This window comes from Acinetobacter sp. GFQ9D191M, assembly GCF_011174875.1.
Classification (GTDB): domain Bacteria; phylum Pseudomonadota; class Gammaproteobacteria; order Pseudomonadales; family Moraxellaceae; genus Acinetobacter.
Map to the genome: position 1 here is coordinate 42,695 of NZ_JAALGV010000033.1, position 20,473 is coordinate 63,167.

20 protein-coding genes are annotated in these 20,473 nt (G+C 44.5%); 13 read left to right on the forward strand and 7 right to left on the reverse strand.

The window, feature by feature from the left end; translation table 11 throughout:
* The first annotated feature begins 214 nt into the window (after positions 1-214).
* From hcaE to G5T77_RS06830, 7 genes are all read left to right on the forward strand, one after another.
* Positions 215-1,582 carry a 3-phenylpropionate/cinnamic acid dioxygenase subunit alpha gene (gene hcaE, locus G5T77_RS06800; RefSeq protein ID WP_004781815.1) on the forward strand — a complete coding sequence of 456 codons (1,368 nt, stop codon included), beginning with the start codon at positions 215-217 and terminating at the stop codon, positions 1,580-1,582.
* Positions 1,579-2,097 carry a 3-phenylpropionate/cinnamic acid dioxygenase subunit beta gene (gene hcaF / locus G5T77_RS06805; RefSeq protein ID WP_004781816.1) on the forward strand — a complete coding sequence of 173 codons (519 nt, stop codon included), beginning with the start codon at positions 1,579-1,581 and terminating at the stop codon, positions 2,095-2,097. Before hcaE ends, hcaF begins: the two co-directional genes overlap by 4 nt.
* The gene (gene hcaC, locus G5T77_RS06810) at positions 2,097-2,423 is read left to right on the forward strand and encodes a 3-phenylpropionate/cinnamic acid dioxygenase ferredoxin subunit (RefSeq protein ID WP_004781817.1); all 327 of its coding nucleotides are present in this window, start codon (positions 2,097-2,099) and stop codon (positions 2,421-2,423) included. Before hcaF ends, hcaC begins: the two co-directional genes overlap by 1 nt.
* 2 nt (positions 2,424-2,425) lie before the next feature.
* Positions 2,426-3,241, forward strand: coding sequence for a 3-phenylpropionate-dihydrodiol/cinnamic acid-dihydrodiol dehydrogenase (gene hcaB / locus G5T77_RS06815; protein WP_004781818.1), 816 nt, complete (start codon positions 2,426-2,428; stop codon positions 3,239-3,241).
* A 67-nt stretch (positions 3,242-3,308) separates the two neighbouring features.
* Entirely contained in the window at positions 3,309-4,274 is a 966-nt protein-coding gene (locus G5T77_RS06820; RefSeq protein ID WP_004781819.1) for a 3-carboxyethylcatechol 2,3-dioxygenase, read from the forward strand.
* 4 nt (positions 4,275-4,278) lie between these two features.
* Complete coding sequence (gene hcaD / locus G5T77_RS06825; RefSeq protein ID WP_166138108.1) at positions 4,279-5,508, forward strand: 3-phenylpropionate/cinnamic acid dioxygenase ferredoxin--NAD(+) reductase subunit; 1,230 nt, start codon at positions 4,279-4,281, stop codon at positions 5,506-5,508.
* A 298-nt stretch (positions 5,509-5,806) separates the two neighbouring features.
* Positions 5,807-6,715, forward strand: a complete 909-nt coding sequence (locus tag G5T77_RS06830) for an EamA family transporter (protein ID WP_166138111.1) — start codon at positions 5,807-5,809, stop codon at positions 6,713-6,715.
* Between the two features lie 53 nt (positions 6,716-6,768).
* On the opposite strand, the gene G5T77_RS06835 is transcribed toward G5T77_RS06830, so the two are convergent.
* A complete protein-coding gene (locus tag G5T77_RS06835) occupies positions 6,769-7,206 on the reverse strand; it encodes a GNAT family N-acetyltransferase (protein WP_004781822.1) in 438 nt (145 codons plus the stop codon).
* 131 nt (positions 7,207-7,337) lie between these two features.
* Here G5T77_RS06835 and G5T77_RS06840 point away from each other — a divergent pair, with 131 nt between their 5' ends.
* The 3 genes from G5T77_RS06840 (at position 7,338) to G5T77_RS17045 (ending at position 9,965) form a co-directional block, all read left to right on the forward strand.
* Complete coding sequence (locus tag G5T77_RS06840; protein ID WP_166138114.1) at positions 7,338-8,276, forward strand: cation diffusion facilitator family transporter; 939 nt, start codon at positions 7,338-7,340, stop codon at positions 8,274-8,276.
* A gap of 411 nt (positions 8,277-8,687) precedes the next feature.
* Positions 8,688-9,743, forward strand: a complete 1,056-nt coding sequence (locus G5T77_RS06845) for an MBL fold metallo-hydrolase (RefSeq protein ID WP_034704696.1) — start codon at positions 8,688-8,690, stop codon at positions 9,741-9,743.
* An 81-nt stretch (positions 9,744-9,824) separates the two neighbouring features.
* Positions 9,825-9,965, forward strand: coding sequence for a hypothetical protein (locus G5T77_RS17045; RefSeq protein WP_171431268.1), 141 nt, complete (start codon positions 9,825-9,827; stop codon positions 9,963-9,965).
* Positions 9,966-10,091: 126 nt separating this feature from the next.
* Here the strand turns inward: G5T77_RS17045 and G5T77_RS06855 are convergent, their stop codons facing one another.
* Entirely contained in the window at positions 10,092-11,612 is a 1,521-nt protein-coding gene (locus tag G5T77_RS06855; protein WP_004781832.1) for a catalase, read from the reverse strand.
* 637 nt (positions 11,613-12,249) lie between these two features.
* Between G5T77_RS06855 and G5T77_RS06860 the strand changes: the two genes are divergently transcribed.
* Entirely contained in the window at positions 12,250-12,426 is a 177-nt protein-coding gene (locus G5T77_RS06860) for a hypothetical protein (RefSeq protein ID WP_004781833.1), read from the forward strand.
* Here G5T77_RS06860 and G5T77_RS06865 read toward each other — a convergent pair.
* The 3 genes from G5T77_RS06865 to G5T77_RS06875 all read right to left on the reverse strand — a co-directional run bounded on the left by G5T77_RS06865 (position 12,423) and on the right by G5T77_RS06875 (position 15,837).
* The gene (locus G5T77_RS06865; RefSeq protein ID WP_166138117.1) at positions 12,423-12,923 is read right to left on the reverse strand and encodes a hypothetical protein; all 501 of its coding nucleotides are present in this window, start codon (positions 12,921-12,923) and stop codon (positions 12,423-12,425) included. The genes G5T77_RS06860 and G5T77_RS06865 overlap by 4 nt on opposite strands.
* A 42-nt stretch (positions 12,924-12,965) precedes the next feature.
* Positions 12,966-15,263 carry a phosphoenolpyruvate--protein phosphotransferase gene (gene ptsP / locus G5T77_RS06870; protein ID WP_159123644.1) on the reverse strand — a complete coding sequence of 766 codons (2,298 nt, stop codon included), beginning with the start codon at positions 15,261-15,263 and terminating at the stop codon, positions 12,966-12,968.
* 91 nt (positions 15,264-15,354) lie between these two features.
* Positions 15,355-15,837, reverse strand: a complete 483-nt coding sequence (locus G5T77_RS06875) for an RNA pyrophosphohydrolase (RefSeq protein ID WP_004781838.1) — start codon at positions 15,835-15,837, stop codon at positions 15,355-15,357.
* Between the two features lie 182 nt (positions 15,838-16,019).
* Here G5T77_RS06875 and G5T77_RS06880 point away from each other — a divergent pair, with 182 nt between their 5' ends.
* Together G5T77_RS06880 and G5T77_RS06885 are read left to right on the forward strand one after the other, a co-directional pair.
* A complete protein-coding gene (locus G5T77_RS06880) occupies positions 16,020-16,670 on the forward strand; it encodes an HAD family hydrolase (RefSeq protein WP_166138120.1) in 651 nt (216 codons plus the stop codon).
* A gap of 156 nt (positions 16,671-16,826) precedes the next feature.
* A complete protein-coding gene (locus G5T77_RS06885) occupies positions 16,827-17,078 on the forward strand; it encodes a DUF2789 domain-containing protein (RefSeq protein WP_004781841.1) in 252 nt (83 codons plus the stop codon).
* A gap of 43 nt (positions 17,079-17,121) precedes the next feature.
* On the opposite strand, the gene ovoA is transcribed toward G5T77_RS06885, so the two are convergent.
* Entirely contained in the window at positions 17,122-19,245 is a 2,124-nt protein-coding gene (ovoA, locus tag G5T77_RS06890) for a 5-histidylcysteine sulfoxide synthase (protein WP_166138123.1), read from the reverse strand.
* Between the two features lie 217 nt (positions 19,246-19,462).
* Positions 19,463-20,332: a LysR family transcriptional regulator gene (locus G5T77_RS06895; protein WP_004781845.1), complete on the reverse strand. Its 870-nt coding sequence runs from the start codon at positions 20,330-20,332 to the stop codon at positions 19,463-19,465.
* Between the last annotated feature and the right edge of the window lie 141 nt (positions 20,333-20,473).

Here is a 20,473-nt window from a genome sequence, read left to right on the forward strand (position 1 = left end):
CAACTATGTCGTGAAGATTATTTTGTCATTTAGAAAGTAAATGCTTTGGAGGGATTGATTAGTGTTTTAATATAAAAATACACGCCTAGAATAATTGCTTAAAACTATTAATTGAAACAAAAAAAATATTTCCCCAAAACCGCCCTAAAATTCATCATCGTTGAAAAGTTGAGTCTATTACTTTGTGCCATAACTGGTCACAGGAGAGCTTTTCATGAGTGGAAAAATTGATGTGCGCGAAATCGACGCTTTAGTCGATGCACAAAATGGACGTATCACGCCATCTATCTATACAGATCCTGACATTTACGAATTAGAACTTGAACGTGTCTTCGGTCGTACATGGTTATTCCTTTGCCATGAAAGCCAAATTCCTAAGGCTGGCGATTTCTTCAATACCTACATGGGTGAAGATCCAATCATCGTGGCACGCCAAAAAGATGGCTCAATCAAAGCATTCTTAAACCAATGCCGTCACCGTTCTATGCGCGTAAGCTTCGCAGACTGTGGTAACACACGTGCGTTCACTTGCCCATACCACGGCTGGTCATACGGTATTGATGGTTCTCTAAAAGACATCCCGCTTGAAGATCGTGCTTACCCACATGGTGCATGTAAAGAACAATGGGGTCTGGTAGAAGTTAACCGTGTTAAATCATACAAAGGCCTGATTTTCGGATGCTGGGATGAAACGACTCCAGATCTAGAAGAATACATGGGCGATATCGCTTGGTACCTGGACGGCGTTGTAGATCGTCGTGAAGGCGGTACTGTGATTGTGGGTGGTGTACACAAATGGGAAATCGAGTGTAACTGGAAATTTGCAGCTGAACAGTTCGCATCTGACCAATATCACGCGTTGTTCTCTCACGCATCTGCAATTCAGGTGCTTGGTGCGAAACCAGACGACGAATCTTCTAAGAAATTAGGTGCTGCACAAACTGCTCGTCCAGTTTGGGAAACTGCGAAAGACGCGATCCAATACGGTTCACGCGGTCACGGTTCAGGCTTCTTCTTCACAGAGAAACCAGACGCAAACGTATGGGTTGACGGTGAAGTTGCAAATTACTTCCGTGAAACTTACGAAGAAGTGAAAGAACGCCTAGGTGAAACTCGTGCGCTGCGTCTTGCAGGTCACAACACCATGTTCCCAACGCTGTCTTGGTTGAACGGTACTGCGACTCTTCGTGTATGGCACCCACGTGGTCCTAACAAAACTGAAGTTTGGGCATTCTGTATCTGTGATGCGGACGCACCAGAAGATGTACAAGCAGCATTTGAACGTTCTGCAACTCGTGCCTTCGGTCCTGCAGGCTTCCTGGAGCAAGATGACTCTGAAAACTGGATCGAAATCCAAAAAGTTTTACGTGGTTACAAAGCGCGTCAAAACAAACTCATTATGGAAATGGGTAAAGGTAACGAGAAAGTACGTGAAGATGGTATCCCGGGTATCACTAACTATATTTTCTCTGAAACTGCAGCACGTGGTATGTACCGCCGTTGGGCAGATTTATTGATTCATGAAAAATGGGAAGACGTTGAAGCTGCGGCTGACGAATATGAGAAGGAGCTTATGAAATGAGTCAAATCAGTTTAGAACTTCATCACCAAATTAGTCAGTTCCTGTATCAAGAAGCCAAGCTTCTTGATGACTGGAAATTCCGCGAATGGTTAGACACGCTAGCTGAAGATATTTCTTACACGCTACGTACTACACCAAACGCTCAAACGCGTGACCGTCGTCGTTCAGTTGAACCACCTACTACCTGGGTATTCAACGATACGAAAGATCTTCTGGAACGTCGTGTTGCACGTCTGGAAACTGGTATGGCTTGGGCTGAAGAGCCTCCATCACGTACCACTCACATGGTGAGCAACGTGATTGTTGAGCCGACTGAAGTTGAAGGCGAATACGATGTATACGTGACATACCTACTGTACCGTACTCAGAAAGAGAAAGACGTTACGATTTACTGTGGTAAACGTCATGACAAGATCCGCAAAGTTGAAGGCGGCCTGGGCTTCCAGATCTTCAACCGTAAGATCACGCTTGACCAAGTTACCTATAACTCACATAACCTGAGTGTGTTCTTCTAATGAATAAGATTTTTGTTTGCCAAGTTGACGAATTAGATGAAGGCGAAGCGTTAAAAGTGGATTGTGGCGTAAACGGTATCGAAGCGCTTGCAGTATTCAACAACGGTGGCGAATTCTTCGCAATGAACGACCGCTGTTCACACGGTAATGCTTCTATGTCTGAAGGCTACCTTGAAGACGATGGTACAGTGGAATGTCCACTTCACGCAGCTCGCTTCTGTTTGAAAACAGGTCAGGCACTTTGCTTACCAGCAACTGACCCAATTCAAACATTCCCAGTTGTACTTGAAGATGGTGCGTTATACGTAGAGATGGCAGGAGAGTAATCATGGGTTGGCTACAAGGCGAAGTTGCACTGATCACTGGTGGTGGTTCAGGTCTCGGTTGGGCACTGGTAGAACGTTTCCTGGAAGAGGGTGCACAAGTGGCCGTTCTTCAACGTTCACAGTCTAAAGTCGATGCACTGAATGCACATTTTGGTGATCGCGTGCTGGCAATCGCAGGTGATGTGGCCAGCTATGAAGACAACGTCCGCGCTGTTAAAGCGACTGTAGAGCGTTACGGTAAACTCGACTGTTTCGTGGGTAATGCCGGTATCTGGGATCACTATGCCGATATCGTCAATACTTCAGGTGAGCAGCTGGAAAAAGCCTTTGATGAGATTATGGGGATTAATACCAAATCTCTGATCTTGGGTGCCAAAGCTGCACTTGATGAGCTCGTGAAATCTGAAGGTTCGATCATTTTCACACTGTCAAATTCTGCACTTTATTCTGCAGGTGGCGGTCCGGTTTACACTGCATCAAAACATGCCGGTGTAGGCATTATGAAAGAACTGGCTTATGAACTTGCACCTAAAGTCCGAGTCAATGCCGTTGCGCCATCAGGTATGAATGTGAATATCAAAGGTGCTGCATCTTTGGGTCAGGAAAATCTTGGCCTGCTCGATGCACGTGATCCTGAGAAAATCGCCCGTGGCATGCCACTGAATTTCTTACCTGAGCCGGAAGATATGACTGGTTCATATGTGCTCTTGGCATCTCGTCAAAATAACCGTCCTTTGACTGGTGTTCTGATCAATGCAGAATGCGGTCTGGGTATTCGTGGTCTACGTCAGCCACGTGCCGGTTTCTTTGACGAATAAAAATCTAGTCTGAAATGGACTTTTCGGCAGCCTGTTCTAAGGCTGCCTTCCTTTTAAGGAGTCTCTCATGGCCGTTAAACTTATTTGTGCATCGCACAGTCCTTTAATGGAATTTGCTTCACCGCAGGAAAAACGCAAAGAACAGGCTGTTCGTGAAGCGTTTGAAAAACTGTCTGCTGAAGTAAAAGCTTACGACCCAACCCTGATCATTACCTTTGGTCCTGACCATTTCAATGGTTTCTTCTATGACCTGATGCCAAGCTTCTGTGTGGGCATTCGCGCGACTGCTGCAGGTGACTGGGACTATGGTAAAGACAATGCACACATTGATGTACCAGAAGACAAAGCACTGGGCTTAGTGCGTCGTGTACTCGATGAGGGCGTGGACGTTGCGTATTCTTACCGTATGCAAGCTGACCATGGTGTGACTCAGCCATTGCACTTCCTGTGCGACGGCAAACTTGATCGTTATCCAACGATTCCAATTTTCATTAATGGCGCTGCAGCACCGATGCCAACTACGAAGCGTACCATCGCTTTAGGCCGTGCTGTAGGTCAGTTCATCAAATCTCTGAACCTTGAAAATGAGCGTGTACTTGTCCTAGGTACAGGTGGCCTGTCACATGATCCACCGACTCCGCAAATGGGTTCTGTACCACCAGAAGTGGAAGAGTTCCTGATTGCAGGTCGTAACCCGACACCTGAAGCACGTAACGCGCGTCAGTCAAAAATTATTGCAGTGGGCCAGAAACTGGCAGCGGGCGATACCTCTGTTGCAGTTCCTCTGAATGCTGAATGGGATATCGCATTGCTTGAAAAATTCAAGAATGCCGACTTCGCTGCACTAGAAGCCATGACTGAAGCTGAAATCCGCCGTGATGGTGGCCGTGGTGGTCAGGAAGTCCGTTCGTGGATGGCGGCATTTGCTGCTTTAAGCGAAATGGGCGAGTACGAAATGACAACGCACTGTTATGAAGAAATCAGTGAATGGATTGCGGGCTTCGGCATCGTATCTGCAGAGTTAAAAGGTTAAAGACATGAGCAACATCGAAACCATCGTAATTGTAGGTGCTGGCCAGGCAGGTGCAAGCGCGATTTTAGAACTTCGTGGCAATAAATACGAAGGTAAAATCATTCTGATCGGTGATGAAACGCATCTTCCTTATGAGCGTCCACCACTGTCTAAAGACGTGATTCTAAAACCTGAAGAAACCAAGATTGAGATTCTGTCAGAAGAAAAACTGGCGGAACTTGGTGTAGAAACCATTCGTGGCAATGGCGTGGCAAAAATCAACGCTGAAGCGAAAACGGTTGAACTTCAAAATGGTGACGTTGTTGCTTATGACAAACTGTTGCTTGCTACAGGCGGCGCAGCTCGTCGTCTGCCGAACTTCGATGCGCTGGGTAAACACGTTTATACCTTGCGTAACCTTGAAGATTCACAAGCTTTAGTACCTGTGTTGCAATCAGGCCGTCATATTGTCTTGATCGGCGGTGGTGTGATCGGTCTGGAACTGGCTTCTTCTGCACGTTTCAAAGAATGTCAGGTGACTGTGATCGAAATGGGTCCTATGGTGATGGGTCGCTGTTCGCCACGTATTCTGAGCGAATTCCTGCTTGAACAACAACGTTTGGCAGGGATCGACGTTCGTCTGGAAACTAAGATTGCAGATTGCAAACTGGATGGTGAAGAAGTGGTGATTACCCTTGAGGGTGGTGAAGAACTTCGCGCTGATGCTGTAGTTTATGGTATTGGTATCGTGCCAAATGCACAATTGGCTGTAGAAGCTGGCCTGGATGTTGATTTCGCGATTAAAGTAAATGAAAACTGCCAGACTTCAAATGCAGACATCTATGCAGCAGGTGATGTGGCAACTCAACTTCGTAATTGCGGTAACCACCGTCGTGTCGAAACTTGGGAAAATGCCAACCTTCAAGCAGGCATCTTTGCGCGCCATGTGATGGGCGTTGAGCATCCGACTCCAAATCCAGCATGGTTCTGGACAGATCAGTTGGACATCAACTACCAGTTCGTGGGTGACATGGCTGCTGCTGAATGGCAAGTTCGCGGTGAAATCAATCCAGAGCTTCGCGCTGAATCATCATTCGTGATGTTTGGTGTGACTGATGGCGTTATTGTTGGCGGTATTACTGTAAATGCGGCAAAAGAAATGCGTCACCTGAAAAAGCTGATCAGCAAGAATGCAGCGTTTGAAGCAGACAAATATTTAGATCTCAGCCAGGATCTTCGTAAACTTGTGAAATAACTTTGTTTTATTGATAAGTTTACAAAAGGGCAGACCTTGGGCAACTTGGGTCTGCTTTTTTATGTCTGTCAGATTGTGCTGTCATGACCTCACATTCTATTGTGATTTGAAATGGCTTTGTGTAGGTTTGGCTTACTTTTCAAAGATGAAAAGTAATAAAAATCTTTTGCTAAAATGAGGATATATCCCTATATCCCAGTTTAGTGGCGGCATCCCTGCCACCATCAGTATTGTCGATTGTGGATTTGAACGAGAAGTTAGTTCAATTCTTTCTGATTAAAATTTAATTGAGTCCTTTATGAATTCAAATTCATCTCCCATGCTAGTGACGGCAAGTATTTATGCCTTGCTGGTGCTGATCTGGGCAGCGACGCCACTGGCGATTGTCTGGAGCGTTGCAGAAGTTCATCCGATGTGGGTGCTGATCATTCGTTATTTCGGTGCTTCTGTGCTGGCTTTGGTGATCTTGGCAGCGATGCGTAATCCATTGCCATTTGATCGAACCTCCATGATGAGCTATGTAGCAGGTAGTCTGAACCTCATTGGTGCGCAGTTATTTATCTACCTGGCTGCGAATTATTTGACCTCTGGCTTAATGGCATTGATTTTCGGCTTCTCACCACTGGTTGCTGGTCTGATCGGGCATGTCATCCTGAAAACCAACCGTCTGATCTGGCTGCAATGGCTCGGTATGGCAGTTGCCGTCGGTGGTTTAAGTTTTGTCTTTGCGGAGTCAGCAGATAGTAAAGTGAATCCGTGGGGTGTGGTACTGATGCTGATTAGTATGGTGTCTTATATCAGCTCGATTTTCTGGGTAAAACAGATCAATGCTCCTTTAAAACCAATGTCGCAAGCCACCGGTTCTTTGATTGTTTCCTCATTGGGATCATTACTGATTATTCCATTTATCTGGCAATCTTTCCCAACGCAAATGCCAAGTATGCAGGCACTGTTTGGCTTTGGTTTTACCATGATCCTGTCTTCGATTGTGGCGATGCTGTGTTACTTCTGGCTGATTCGCCGTTTAGCCGCATCCACCGTATCCCTCAGTAATGTAATGACGCCAATTATTGCCCTGATTCTCGGTGCAACCCTGAATAACGAAGTGATCAGCAGTCATGCCTTTGCCGGAATTGCCGTGGTGATGTTCGGGATCGTGATGTACTTCTGGAAAGAATGGCGCGAGCAGTATTTTTCTAAATCTTAAAATAGATTGTTCAAGTTAAATTCAGACCTAAAAGGAAGCTTTGGCTTCCTTTTTTATTTTTGCAGTTTTAGATGCAGAATTGGGTAGGGATTACCTTCAGCATCGGTTTCTGAACGGCTGATCATCTCGAAACCATGTTTTAAATAGAAAGCAGTCGCATCAGGATTCTGCTCATTCACATCGACTTCAGTCACACCTAGAGCAAGCGCATGTTGTAATAACTGGCTGCCTATGCCTTTTCTAAATGCCGCAGGAGAGACAAACAGCATTTCCAGTTTGTTGCCTGCAATGCCCATAAAACCCAGAATCTGCTGCTGATGTTCCACATGGAACAATTGCACGTGGGTGAAATAATTATGATCAATAATCTGCTGACGGATCTTTAGGATCTGCGCGTCATTTAGGAAATGATGCGTAGCACGGACGGATTGTTCCCACAATTCTAGGAGCTGAGGATGCCGATCGGCAGAAGTATGGACAATTACAGGCATGAAGATTCCGATTAAAAATGAGAACAACAAAACAATAAACAATTTATCGCAGCAGTTTATTAAGATGCAAAGAGATAAAATGAAAAATCAAATAGATCCATCTGTTTGAGGAAAGACTAGGACAACTTTGAATGTCATCTGAATCTAATAAAATTGTGGTCTATGCAGCGTTATTTGGCAACCTGGCTATTGCGCTGGTTAAATTTGTCGCAGCCTATATTACCAATAGTTCTGCCATGTTGAGTGAAGCTATTCATTCGGTAGTGGATACCCTGAATGAAATTCTGCTGCTGCACGGTATGAAAAAATCTCAAAAACGCCCCGATGCATTGCATCCCTTTGGCTATGGTCGTGAGCTATATTTCTGGGCCTTTATTGTCGCCTTAATGGTCTTTGCTTTGGGCGCCATTGTATCAATCTATCAGGGTATCCAGCACATTATCCACCCTGAAGAAATGCGAGACCCGATGATTAACTATATTGTGCTCGGTATTGCGATTTTATGTGAAGGAACTTCTTGGTTCGTGGCTTTAAAAGCCTTTCGCAAACACAAAGGCAAAATGGGATATTTTGAAGCTTTTAGACGCAGTAAAGACCCAACGACTTTTACTGTGTTATTTGAAGATACGGCTGCATTGATCGGACTTTTTATTGCGCTGGTAGGTATTTTTCTCGCACATCAGCTAAATATCCCTGAGCTAGATGGAGCGGCCTCAATTCTGATTGGTTTGGTACTGGCTGTATCGGCCTGGCTGTTGGCGCGTGAAACAAAAGGGCTGTTACTTGGTGAAACTGCCGATCCTAGACTGCGTGAAAATGTACTTAACATTGCCCAGCAGGATACTGCGGTCTATAGCGCCAATGGGGTGCTGACTGAGCAAATGGGCGCGCATCAGGTGATTGCCTCCTTAAGTCTGGAATTCAAAGACGATCTGACTTCTGATGAAATCGAAGCTTGCGTCAACCGGATTGAAGCGCAGATTAAACAGCTACACCCTGAAATTATTACTCTGTTTGTGAAACCTCAAACCAAAGCCGTATGGCTGGAACGGACTCAAGGTCGTATTTAAGGAAGTGAAGATTTCAGTAGATAACTTTCGTCGGATAGTCAGAAGGGCATCAAGCGTGATTACATGAATACGGGATAAAAATTTAGGTCATGAAATCATGTACAGTCAGGTACGGAGTGAGAATTATCGGATGAATATCGATCATTCTCCTGTCTTTTTAGAAAGAAGAATGGACACAAACTTGATCTCGAGTATTCATTTTTTTAGAAGCTTTTCATCGGTTTTAGTCTTTCCATGGGCTCGATGTTTTGCTAAAAATAACAAAAACATAAATGAATCTTAGGCACGTATTTCATACTATGCTGAAATACCGAAGTATATAAGTTTGTATGCGATTTAAAGAGATGCTCCGTTTGAAAATTCCAGGTGGATGCTGTCTTGCATATAACAAATAATAAATAGTGGATATTTATGCAAGATCTTTTCAAGACTAAAAAATTTCAGCTTGAGACTGAGTCCAGTTGGAAACATCTCTGGTCCAAGCCGGTATTTGATTATCTACATTCCGATCATTTTGATGGTGAGCGGTTTAAGAATCTGGAGCATCATTCGCTCGAGCAGAGTCGCTTTGACTTGTATAAATGGTTATTCACTAGAAAATCCAGAACTTGGGAAGTAAATCTGGAACAGGAACGTGCCGAGTTTTTTTCACGTCCGCGTGCCTTGCCACAAAATCGGCCGGAAGCCACTTTAGATGACTGGCAAATCTGGTTTATTGGGCATGCCACCGCTCTGATCCAGATCGGGCCGTATAATTTTCTGACTGATCCGGTCTGGTGTGAATATGCCAGTCCTTCTGCATCCCGAGGGCCACAGCGCGTCATTCCTGCTGGCATTGCCCTGGATGAGCTGCCGCATATTGATGCCGTATTGCTTAGCCATAACCATTATGATCATATGGATCTGGCGACCTTGGCCTGGCTGCATCAAACCTATCAAATGCCGATCTATACTGGCCTTGGCAATGGCTGGTACCTGCCTAAAGACTATAATGTCATTGAAATGGACTGGTGGGAAAATGCATTTTTTGAAGATATCCAGATTGTCTACTCGCCAGCACAGCATGCTTCAGGACGTGGAATGCGCGATCAGAACTGTGCATTATGGGGCGGTTTTTCCTTATTGAATGGTAAGGATCATTGCTATTTTGCCGGGGATAGCGGCTATGCGCCGCATTTCAAGGAAATTCGCAAACGCTTGGGGCCACCACGAATTGCGCTGTTGCCGATCGGTGCCTATGAACCGCGTGAACTGATGCGCAATATTCATATGAATCCGGAAGATGCTTTTCATGCCCATCAGGACTTAATGGCACGTTGTTCTATGGCCATTCATTATCGGACCTTCCAGCTCACTGATGAAGCACGTGACCAGCCTGAAAATGAACTGCAGCATATTATTCAGCATTCATCCAAGCTGATTAACCCGTTTTACTGTATTCGTGAAGGCAAACGGATTATTGTCTAAGGGCTTAAGATCACTCCTGTATAACGATTGAGTCGTTAGCTAGCATATAGAGTAGCTCTCATTTGTATAGGATTAAATCCTATGCTGAAGGGTACAGGTGCCAATCGTGGTGGAAACAAGCATGGCATACTGACTGATCGGGTGGGTATGTTGAGCAATGATTTCTTCGTGAATCTGATGGATATGAAAAAGATCTGGGTACCGGTAGAAGAACCTTTTTGAAATCCGTGACCGTCAAACACATGACCTGAAATGAACTGCAATTCATATTCCTAATGCTTTAATTTAACACCAATAAAAAAACCACCCTCGGGTGGTTTTTTATTCGCTCAGTTCAAGCTAAAAAACTTAGAGAAAGCTTGGTAGGCCTTTAGCTGGATCAGTTGCTCGAGCCATCTGGGCATCAGCTACGCTCATCCCAAGAGCTTGAGCAATACCTTCACCATAGGCGGGATCACAGGCATAACAGTTACGGATATGACGGTACTTGATGAAATCAAGCGCATCACCCATTGCGGCTGCGGTATTATTAAATAGAGCCTGTTTCTGCTCATCATTCATCAGGTTGAACAGGGCACGTGGCTGGCTGAAGTAGTCATTATCATCTTTGCGATAATCCCAGAAATCTGCATCACCCGTGATTTTGAGAGGGGGCTCTCTGAATTCTGGCTGTTCCTGCCACTGGCTGAAACTGTTCGGCTCATAATGCGGCAATGAACCATAGTTGCCATCCATACGGCCCAAACCATCACGGTGATTTGAATGTACCGGGCAACGTGCGGCATTGACCGGAATCTGGGCATGATTCACACCTACACGGTAACGCGCTGCATCAGCATAATTGACCAAACGTGCCTGTAGCATGCGATCCGGTGAATAGCTGATACCTGGTACCAGATTGCTTGGCGCAAAAGCGGCTTGTTCTACGTCCTGGAAATAGTTTTCCGGATTACGGTTGAGTTCGAATTCACCTACTTCAATTAGTGGATAATCACCTTTCGGCCAGACTTTGGTCAGGTCAAACGGATGATAAGGCACTTTCTCGGCATCTGTTTCAGGCATGATCTGAACGTACATTTTCCATTTCGGATAATCGCCACGTTCAATCGCATCAAACAGGTCGGTTTGACTGCTTTCACGGTCTTTAGCAATCAACTCTGCTGCCTCAGCATCAGTCAGATTCTTGATACCTTGCTGGGTACGCATATGGAATTTTACCCAAAAGCGTTCATTTTGGGCATTGATAAAACTGTAGGTATGACTGCCGAAACCGTGCATATGACGGTAACCAGCCGGAATCCCACGATCGGACATTACGATGGTAACTTGATGTAGTGCTTCCGGCAATAAAGTCCAGAAATCCCAGTTATTGGTGGCGCTACGTTTATTGGTTTTCGGATCACGTTTTACTGCTTTGTTTAAGTCAGGAAATTTACGTGGATCACGCAGGAAGAATACCGGTGTATTGTTACCGACTAGGTCCCAGTTCCCTTCTTCGGTATAGAATTTCAGGGCAAAACCACGAATGTCACGTTCTGCATCAGCTGCACCGCGTTCACCAGCGACGGTCGAAAAACGGGCAAAGAGTTCAGTTTTTTTACCGACTTCCGAGAAAATTTTTGCACGGGTATATTCGGTAATGTCATTGGTTACGGTAAAGGTACCAAATGCACCTGAACCTTTTGCGTGCATACGGCGCTCAGGAATCACTTCACGAACAAAGTTAGCCAGTTTTTCATTCAGCCATAAATCTTGGGCCAGCAATGGGCCACGGCTACCTGCCGTCATACTGTTCTGGTTGTCGACTACAGGTGCGCCAGCTTCAGTAGTCAGATGGGTGACAGGGCACTTTTTCATATCTTGGCTCATATTTCTCTCCAAGCGTTGAGAATTTTATTCGTTATTCCAGCATTCAAAAAAATCATCTATAAGCGCAGGAATAACATTAGGGGCTTTATTTCCAACAGATTTTTAATTAAGTGAGTTGTTGAATTGGGTGTTTTGGCAATAAGTTTGGTTTTTCTGTAACTTCAGAAAATACTGCCTAAATGAATAAAAATTAAGTCATTGAAAATAAATAATCTAATTTGAACATAAGATATTTCTAGAAATGTGACAATGTTAAAATATGCAAATTTTTTACTCAGTTTAAAATGATTAAGTAAGAAAATCAGAATTTAAGATGTCTTCTCTAAGTCAGAAAAATGCTTCAATATCTCTTTTAGATTTCATTAGGTTTTATTAAATATTTATTAAGTTATTAATTTTATAAATATTTTTTAAATAGAAAGATTTAAGGATTAAAATTCAAGGATTAAACAGGTAGTTAAATCAGCATTCTCTTGCTCACAATTTTCTGATTTTTACAGCAAGAATATCTACCAAATTATCTATTTTCTGGAAAATATTTAAGTCCTGATCTGCTTGAAAATTGGCCAGTCGCCCTTATAATCATTTCACATCCCGAGCGGATCATTTCCTTAGTCCAAATTAAACAGAGAGCAAGATGGCAAAGAAAAAAGCTGTAGAGGCAGTCATGCCAAACTTCGTGGCCAAACATATGCATGAAGTCAATAAAAGCCAGGTTTTTGTAGACCGGAAGAAAAATGCAAAACGTGGTTATACCAAGCACAAACAAGGGCGATATCAACAAGATGATCGCCCTTTTTTATGGGCGGCTTAGGGCGGCCAGGAAGAAGTGGATCTGCTTTGGACAGGAGCTGACTTTAAGGGATTCTGGAGGGTATAGTGAAAAGATGAATTTCTTTTCGAAGAATGCGGTGAAGTCCGCCGGGTGGTTGAAGAAGCTTCTTCGGGAAACATATTTTGAAAAAAACGGGGCAGGGTCGCAGAACTCGAAGATCTATTTGGATCAGCATCAGCCATAGGCCGGGTTTGCTGAAAACTGGCAAATTTTCCTAGCTGTTGCCGATACAGTTTTGCGGCAATGACCGATGGATCATTCTTGCCTAAACGCCGTTGCTGGGTACGAGAAATTTCAATTCCCCATAAGGGACAGGCTTTAGGACGTTCAGTTTCACGGATATACTGATGACTGGTACTTGTGTTATTACGACCACGAGAAGATGTATATCTGGATTTTTGCGAACGTAAGGCCGGTGCAACAATAATAAAATAAAACGCTGCAGCCAGCATAAGCAGGATAAGCACAAATTCCATAAGTACCTCGACAGATGCAGAGGAACCTGGAAAAGTTCCTCCTTAAGCGCTGACCATACGGGTGGTGGATTTCACCATATCTCCTAAACCATGTGTTCTAAAATAATGCTCCATCCAGCTTTTTACCATGAGTGGATTGTCCAGTTTTAGTACATGTTTGAGTAATTCCTGTGCATCAGGCATCGGTACATGACAAATCGTTTTTCGGACTCTCAAAATATTGCTAGAACTCATGGACAGGGTATTGAATCCCATGGCCATTAATAGTACGGCCGATAGAGGATCACCGGCCATTTCACCACAGATACTGATCGGTTTGTTATTACGGTGACAATCCTCTACCAGACGGGTCAGGGCACGCAGGATCGCTGGATGTAAGTGTGAATAGACATTGGCCACACGTGGATTATTCCGGTCTACAGCAAGTAAATATTGGGTCAAATCGTTAGAACCGACCGAGAAGAAATCGACCAGTTCAGAAAATTCATCAATCTGATGCAGTACGCTTGGTACTTCGACCATAATTCCGATTTGCGGTTTGGTAATTTTGACCTGCTCTTCTTCCTGAACGGCATAATGATCACGCTCTAACAGATACAGTGCTTCTTCAACTTCACTGACACTGGTCACCATCGGCAACAGGATATGCAGATTGTTCAGACCGATACTGGCTTTTAGCATGGCGCGAATCTGAGAAGAGAAGATTTCAGGATGATCCAGGGTAAAGCGGATACCGCGCCAGCCCAATGCTGAATTTTCTTCCTCAATCGAGAAATATGGCAGGTCTTTATCTGCACCAATATCCAGCGTTCGCATGACTACCGGTTTATTGGCAAAGTGACTCAGTTGCTGCCGGTAAATGGCCCGCTGTTCCTCTTCGCCCGGGAAGCGGTCACGTAGCATGAACGGGATTTCAGAGCGGTATAGGCCAACACCTTTGGCACCGCGTTGTACACCACGAACCACGTCAATCATCAGGCCAGTATTTACGAACAGACGTACAGCGGTACCATCTGGCGTAATTGCATCTTTGGTCTCGTATTGACGTAGATCTTTGGCAATCTGCTCTTCTTCTTTCTGAATTTCTTTATAGCGGGTACGCAGACGACGTGGTGGATTGATAAAGATACGGCCCTGATGCGCATCGACAATCATCTCGACGTCATCCAGGGTATTGATTGGCAGTTCAGTCACACCCACGACAGTCGGAATACCGAGTGCGCGTGCCACAATCACCATGTGCGAATTCATGGCACCTTCAGTGGTGACAATCGCGGCAATCTTATCAACAGGCAGTTCCACCAGTGCAGCCGTTGAAATTTCTTCACCAATCAGGATGCTTTCATCGGTCAGTTCGCGATGGCTTTCATCGGCTTCCTGTAATTTGGCCAGAATACGGCGACCCAGATCTTTCAGATCAGCGACACGTTCACGCAGGTAATCATCTTCCATCTGGGCAAACTGCGCCACATGGTTATCAATTACGATCCGAACCGCACCTTGCGCCCAGTGGCCATCACGAATCAGTGCTTTAATTTCCGATGGCAGGGCATTTTCATCCAGCATACGCAAGAACACGCTGAACAAAGCACGTTCTTCGGCCATCAGCGCATCCTGCATCTTGTCATCCAGGAACTGAATTTCTTCACGCACCGAATTTAAGGCATTATCTAGCAAAGCCAGTTCTTCGCTAATATCATCTGCTTCACGATCCGGAACAGCGCCCAGATCTGCAGGTGGATAAAGCACAATGGCACGGCCGAGTGCAATACCGCCAGAACCCGATACGCCCTGGAAGGTTTTATATGCTGGTAAATTATTTGGCTTGCGGAATACATCAATATTACCGACTGCGTGAGCGTGAGCGATTACGCCCGAAAGCTGGGCACATAGCGTAACCAGGAATGATTCAGCCGCTTCACTAAAATCCTGGGATTCTTTATTTTGGACCACCAGTACGCCCATGACCTTACGGCGGTACATGACCGGAACGCCCAGAAAGGAATTATAAATTTCTTCGCCCGTTTCCGGTAAATATAGGAAACGATCATGCTTAGGGGCATTGTCGAGGTTAACGATTTCCTCACGCTGACCCACCAGACCAACCAGACCTTCACCGGTATGTAGAGACACATGACCGACAGCTTCAGGCTTCAGGCCTTTAGATGCCATCAACAGATAGCGCTGGTTGCGTTCATCGAGCAGATAAATGGAGCAGACATCCACATGCATGGCCTCAGCGACCTGATTGACCATAATATCGAGTGATTCATGCAAACTGGTAGACGCATTAATCTCTTGGACAATGCGTCTCAGGGTATCCAGTTGCATATTCGACATGGGAGCTGCTCCGTATTTTTTTAGAAGTCCGGTAATTTAGTTTATTTATAACAATAGCCGAGCAAAAAATCTGCACATGCACGCGATTTTTTTAAGGTTTTTGTTGTGGTAATTGCTGACAGAGTTCAATCATGGCCTTGCGATAAACATCGCGTTTAAAATTCACCACTTGGCCTAATGGATACCAGTAACTGACCCATTGCCATTGATCAAATTCGGGCGGATCGGACAGATCAAGTTGAATGTTCTGTACGGGCGCCGTCAGTTTGAGTAAAAACCACTTCTGTTTTTGACCGATACATACCGGATCTGAATCCGTGCGAATGTATCGATACGGCAAACGATAACGCAACCATCCTTTGGTCTGCGCGATAATCTGGACGTGTTCAGGCAGTAAGCCAACTTCTTCTCTCAGCTCACGATAAAGTGCCTGCTCAGGGGTTTCTCCATATTGGATACCTCCTTGTGGAAATTGCCATGCATTATGACCAATGCGTTTTGCCCATAAAACCTGTCCAGCATCGTTTGCCAAAATGATCCCGACATTCGGTCGGAAACCTTCTGAGTCGATCATTTGGCTACCTAAAATTGTTTAATTTATGCCTTTGCTTTCGGGGAATATTATTTCTTTATCCAACTCGAAAAAAAGCAAAGTTTAAAAATGTTAAAATTGCTATGATCTTAACGAATTTCTATCGACTAGCGGAGATAGATTTACAATTTTTTTCTTAAATTTCAGTTTTTACGAGTATTTTCATGAAATTGGCGCTATTTGATCTCGATCACACCCTGTTAAACACCGATTCGGATCATTCCTGGGGGGAATTCCTGGTCAATGAAGGCCTGGTGGATCCCGTTCATCACCGCGCCATGAATGACAAGTTCTATGAGGACTATAAAAAGGGTCAACTGGATCCCTATGCCTATAATGAATTTGTGTTCCAGTTTTTGACCCAACATGACCATGATTATCTGACCGAATTACATCAACTGTTCATGCAAAAAGTCATTCGCCCCCAGATGCGTCTGGAAGGTTTTAAAGCGATTCAGCGCCATAAAGATGCAGGGCATGAAATTGTAGGCATTACTGCAACTTCGGACTTTATTACTGCACCGATTTTCCGTGAGTTTGGGATTACTGAAATTATTGCCACCAATGCTGAAGTCGTTGATGGTAAATATACCGGTAAGGTGACCAATATTGCCTGCTATCAACAAGGTAAACTGACCCGTCTGGAACAATGGCTGGCAGGTCGTGACGTGACCGAGTCTTGGGCCTATTCAGATTCAATCAATGACCGTTTTCTGCTGGAATATGCCGATCATGCCATTGCTGTGAATCCGGATGATCGTCTGGAAGCATTGGCCAAAGAACAGGGCTGGGAAATTCAGGACTGGTCGATTTAAGCAATTCTTTTGATTTAATCAGGCACAACTTCGGTTGTGCTTTTTTATAAGCAGAATAGGGTACTTTTTGACATGCCCGTTGCTGAATAAACATGCTATGCTCAGAATAAATAAAGCAAGTCGACAATAACGATAGCAAGCGCTGAGGTAATGAAAATGACCCAAGTTAGACCACGTATGACTCATCTATTTGCACAGTTAGGTCTGGATTCGAGTGCAGAAGGGATTGCCCAATTTATTCATGAGCATCAATTACCCAAAGATGTAAACCTGATGGAGGCGCCGTATTGGTCAGATGCACAGCGCCAGTTCCTGGCTGAAAAAATTGCTTCAGATGGAGAATGGGCCATTGTGGTGGATCAGCTTAATGAATCTCTGCATGAAGATGCTACCAGTGGGATGGAATAGCGAACAAAAAGCCAATCAACTGATTGGCTTTTTCATTTTGGAATTATCGTACCCTTTTCCATAAAGTTATTTGGGACAGGGTATGTTGATATTTACGCGCTGTTTCTCGGATCACAAAAGGCACATCCACAGGTTCGTCCAGCATTTCAAAATGTGGACTTAGCAAAGCTTTGATGCCCTCTAAGGTACTCAGGTTTTCTCCCGCCTGCTTAAATCCGCCGATCCATTCACTGCGTGCTGTATGTTCTTCCAGCCAGGTATAAGGTGAGGCCAGCATCAAAATGCCGCCTATATTCAGGCGATTATGAATCTCACTTAGAAAAGCTTTAGGATGATGCAGACGATCAATCAGGTTAGCTGCCAGAATAAAATCATAATCTTTAAGCTGCGGTTTCAGGTTGCAGGCATCGCCCTGATAAAACTCGACCTTATTGGCAACCTGTTCAAGTCCAAGTTCTGCCAGTGAGCAGGATTTATATTCCACCAGTTCACCTTCAACAGGAATGCTATAGCGCAGGGTCTCTCCTTGCGCCAGCACCACACCTTGCTGAATAAAACGGGCTGAAAAATCTAGACCGGTGACCTGATCAAAATCTTGGGCCAGTTCAAAGCTGGCGCGTCCGGTTGCACACCCGATATCCAGCGCTTTATGACACGGAATGTTTTGAAAATAAGAACGAGCCAATTGAATCAGGCTTTGGGCAAAGTTTGGAACAGCAAAATATTCTGCTCCATACTGGAATTCCAGATATTGGGAAATCAGCTGATCACTTTCATATTGAGAGTGAAACTGCGGTGATGTCTCTTCCGCGGCAACATAACGAAAACCGGCATGCTGGAAAAAATGTCGCCGGAACGCATAGCGTGAACTGTGCAGGGCTTCATTACCAGCTGAAATCCAGGAACCGCCTTTAATCAGATGATGTTGGCCATCGAAGGTTGGGGTACTAAAATCATCATAGAAAGGATGGACTTGAAAGCCTTCGAAAGGATAAATCGGGGTCTCGGTCCATTGCCAGACATTGCCCTGAACATCATAAAAATCGCCATGCTGAAAATGATCCACCGGAAAAGAGTTAGGGCCATATTTTAATTCAATATTGGCTTGCTCAGGACTTGGTAATTTTGGATCCAGTCCTGAAACTGCATACAATCGATACCATTCATCCTCAGTGGGCAGACGAATGGATTCTCCGGTCTGTGCTGATTTCCAGTTACAGAAAGCTTTGGCTTCATGATAATTCACTTCGACTGGCCAGTCCCAAGGCATTGGAACTTCTTCCAGCATCAATCTTAAGGACCAACCCAGTTCTGTTTTGACCCAGAAGGTAGGATGTGTGGCTTGAGAAAATGCCAACCATTGCTGGCCTTCTTCAGTCCAGTAGTCAGCTGTCTGATAGCCTTCTGCTTCCACAAAGGCTAAAAACTCCTGATTGGATACCAGATATTTAGAGGCTTCGAATTCTGCAATTTCGGCATGATGGTGGCCGTATTCATTGTCCCAGCCATAAAAAGCATGTTCGAAATTTTTATGTAAATTGACCTGACCTGCCGGTACCTTTACCAGACTATTTTCAGGCGCAATACCGGTAATGACATTGGCACGCCACTGCGGATGATTCTGTACATAACGTAACTGATGCTGGCGAATTAAAACTGAAGAGGTTTCCAGATGAATCCGTTCATGCTCAATGCCCATGATGATGGTCCACCAGGGATTGTGCCAGTTCAGTGGAAGTTGTAGCGGCGCATGTTCTATCACTTTCAAGACCAGGGCACGCACCTGATGCCGGTAATCACGTACCGCCTGAATGCTAGGCCAGTGATAGTTCTGTTCATCCAGATCATCCCAGCTCATTTCATCTACACCAATCGCGAAGATACTTTCCAGATGCGGATTTAAACGTTCCGGGATCAGTTGAGCCAGCAACAGCTTATTGATAAAAAAAGTGGCAGTATGACCAAAATAAAAGATCAGTGGATGACGTAAGGCAATCGGTTTGTCATAAAAGGCTTCTTCATTTTTCAGACAGTCAAACAGTTGCTCATAGGTGTCAAAGGTATTTAGAAAATAATCACGTAATACGGCACGCGCTGTCGGTTCATCTTCAAAATCAAGGTTGGGAGTCGGGTGTAGCGTTGGTTTAAGCGGTTTCCATAAACCCATTTCTTCGAGCAGGTCATGAGAAGAAGATAATAAAGTTTTGGAATCAGAAGATTTGATCTGCATTCTGTGCTTCCTTGAATACGTTTTAATTTTTCATCTTCAGGAAAATGAATTTGATACTTTTAAAAGTACTTGAAAGGAAGCAACTGATGCGATGTATTTAGGTAACAAAATGCTGCATCGATATCGATGCAGCAGAGAAATGTGAAAATTAATTTTAAATTGACGGGCCTTGCATCAGTTGAACCAATGCTTCAGCCGCCTTCGATTGAGTACGACCCGGATGCCAGACCATACCGAGCTGACGGTTCATTTCCAGATTCAGATCCAGTTCTTGCAGGTCATGGTTGACCAGGGTTTTGGGCAAGACTGACCAGCCTAAACCAATCGAAACCAGCATCCGGATGGATTCAAGCGGGTTATTGCTCATGGTCGTTTTCGGCTTGATGCCCTGCTTTTCAAACTCGGCCATCGTAATCTGCGTAGTATAGGTCTGCGCAGAAGGCAGCAGGCTTGGGTAATTCACCAGATCTTCAAGAGACAGGTTTTTTTGCTGAGCCAGTGGATGGAATGGTGCGACCACAAAAACCAGAGGATCATTCCAGATAGTGACATATTTTAGGCGTTCATCACCATGCGGTGGCAAGGTCAGGAAAGCCAGTTCCAGATCACCAGCAATGACCTGTTCATGCGCCTGTTCAGAATCTACAAAATGTACATCTAGCGTCACATTTGGATATTGCTGTACATATTCACGCAGATGGCTCGGTAAATGATGCAGGCCAATATGATGGCTGGTGCCAATTTTCAGTTTGCCTTGGACCTGACCCTGTTCATGGCTCAGGGTGTAGTGAATATCACCCAGCTCGTTCAGCCAGTTTTTTACCTTAGGCAGCAGGGAATGTGCCGCATGAGTGGCCTGAACACCACGGCCCGCAGATTCAAATAATTTCACCCCGAAATATTCTTCCAGACTGTGAATACGTTTGGTCACAGCCGGTTGGGTAATAAAAAGCTGATCTGCAGCCAAAGAAATCGAACCTGTTTCCATGACTTTTACAAAGGCTTCAAAAGCTGCGAGATTCATCTTGATCACCTATAAAGTTTTTTTATGCTTAAGTTTATTATTGTAATAATTTAAGAATAAATCAAAGTAAAAATATAGAACTATTGGTTTAATGTTGAATTAATACACATTTTTAAATGTTTAGGACTTACGCACTATTAT

Coding starts and splice junctions, on each gene's coding strand:
- G5T77_RS06885 (WP_004781841.1), top strand. CDS start 16,827: ATGACCCAAGTTAGACCACGTATGACTCATCTATTTGCACAGTTAGGT.
- ptsP (WP_159123644.1), bottom strand. CDS start 15,263: ATGTCGAATATGCAACTGGATACCCTGAGACGCATTGTCCAAGAGATT.
- hcaF (WP_004781816.1), top strand. CDS start 1,579: ATGAGTCAAATCAGTTTAGAACTTCATCACCAAATTAGTCAGTTCCTG.
- G5T77_RS06845 (WP_034704696.1), top strand. CDS start 8,688: ATGCAAGATCTTTTCAAGACTAAAAAATTTCAGCTTGAGACTGAGTCC.
- G5T77_RS06855 (WP_004781832.1), bottom strand. CDS start 11,612: ATGAGCCAAGATATGAAAAAGTGCCCTGTCACCCATCTGACTACTGAA.
- G5T77_RS06860 (WP_004781833.1), top strand. CDS start 12,250: ATGGCAAAGAAAAAAGCTGTAGAGGCAGTCATGCCAAACTTCGTGGCC.
- hcaD (WP_166138108.1), top strand. CDS start 4,279: ATGAGCAACATCGAAACCATCGTAATTGTAGGTGCTGGCCAGGCAGGT.
- ovoA (WP_166138123.1), bottom strand. CDS start 19,245: ATGGGTTTATGGAAACCGCTTAAACCAACGCTACACCCGACTCCCAAC.
- hcaE (WP_004781815.1), top strand. CDS start 215: ATGAGTGGAAAAATTGATGTGCGCGAAATCGACGCTTTAGTCGATGCA.
- G5T77_RS06895 (WP_004781845.1), bottom strand. CDS start 20,332: ATGAATCTCGCAGCTTTTGAAGCCTTTGTAAAAGTCATGGAAACAGGT.
- G5T77_RS06865 (WP_166138117.1), bottom strand. CDS start 12,923: ATGGAATTTGTGCTTATCCTGCTTATGCTGGCTGCAGCGTTTTATTTT.
- G5T77_RS17045 (WP_171431268.1), top strand. CDS start 9,825: ATGCTGAAGGGTACAGGTGCCAATCGTGGTGGAAACAAGCATGGCATA.
- G5T77_RS06835 (WP_004781822.1), bottom strand. CDS start 7,206: ATGCCTGTAATTGTCCATACTTCTGCCGATCGGCATCCTCAGCTCCTA.
- G5T77_RS06875 (WP_004781838.1), bottom strand. CDS start 15,837: ATGATCGACTCAGAAGGTTTCCGACCGAATGTCGGGATCATTTTGGCA.
- G5T77_RS06840 (WP_166138114.1), top strand. CDS start 7,338: ATGTCATCTGAATCTAATAAAATTGTGGTCTATGCAGCGTTATTTGGC.
- hcaC (WP_004781817.1), top strand. CDS start 2,097: ATGAATAAGATTTTTGTTTGCCAAGTTGACGAATTAGATGAAGGCGAA.
- G5T77_RS06880 (WP_166138120.1), top strand. CDS start 16,020: ATGAAATTGGCGCTATTTGATCTCGATCACACCCTGTTAAACACCGAT.
- G5T77_RS06830 (WP_166138111.1), top strand. CDS start 5,807: ATGAATTCAAATTCATCTCCCATGCTAGTGACGGCAAGTATTTATGCC.
- hcaB (WP_004781818.1), top strand. CDS start 2,426: ATGGGTTGGCTACAAGGCGAAGTTGCACTGATCACTGGTGGTGGTTCA.
- G5T77_RS06820 (WP_004781819.1), top strand. CDS start 3,309: ATGGCCGTTAAACTTATTTGTGCATCGCACAGTCCTTTAATGGAATTT.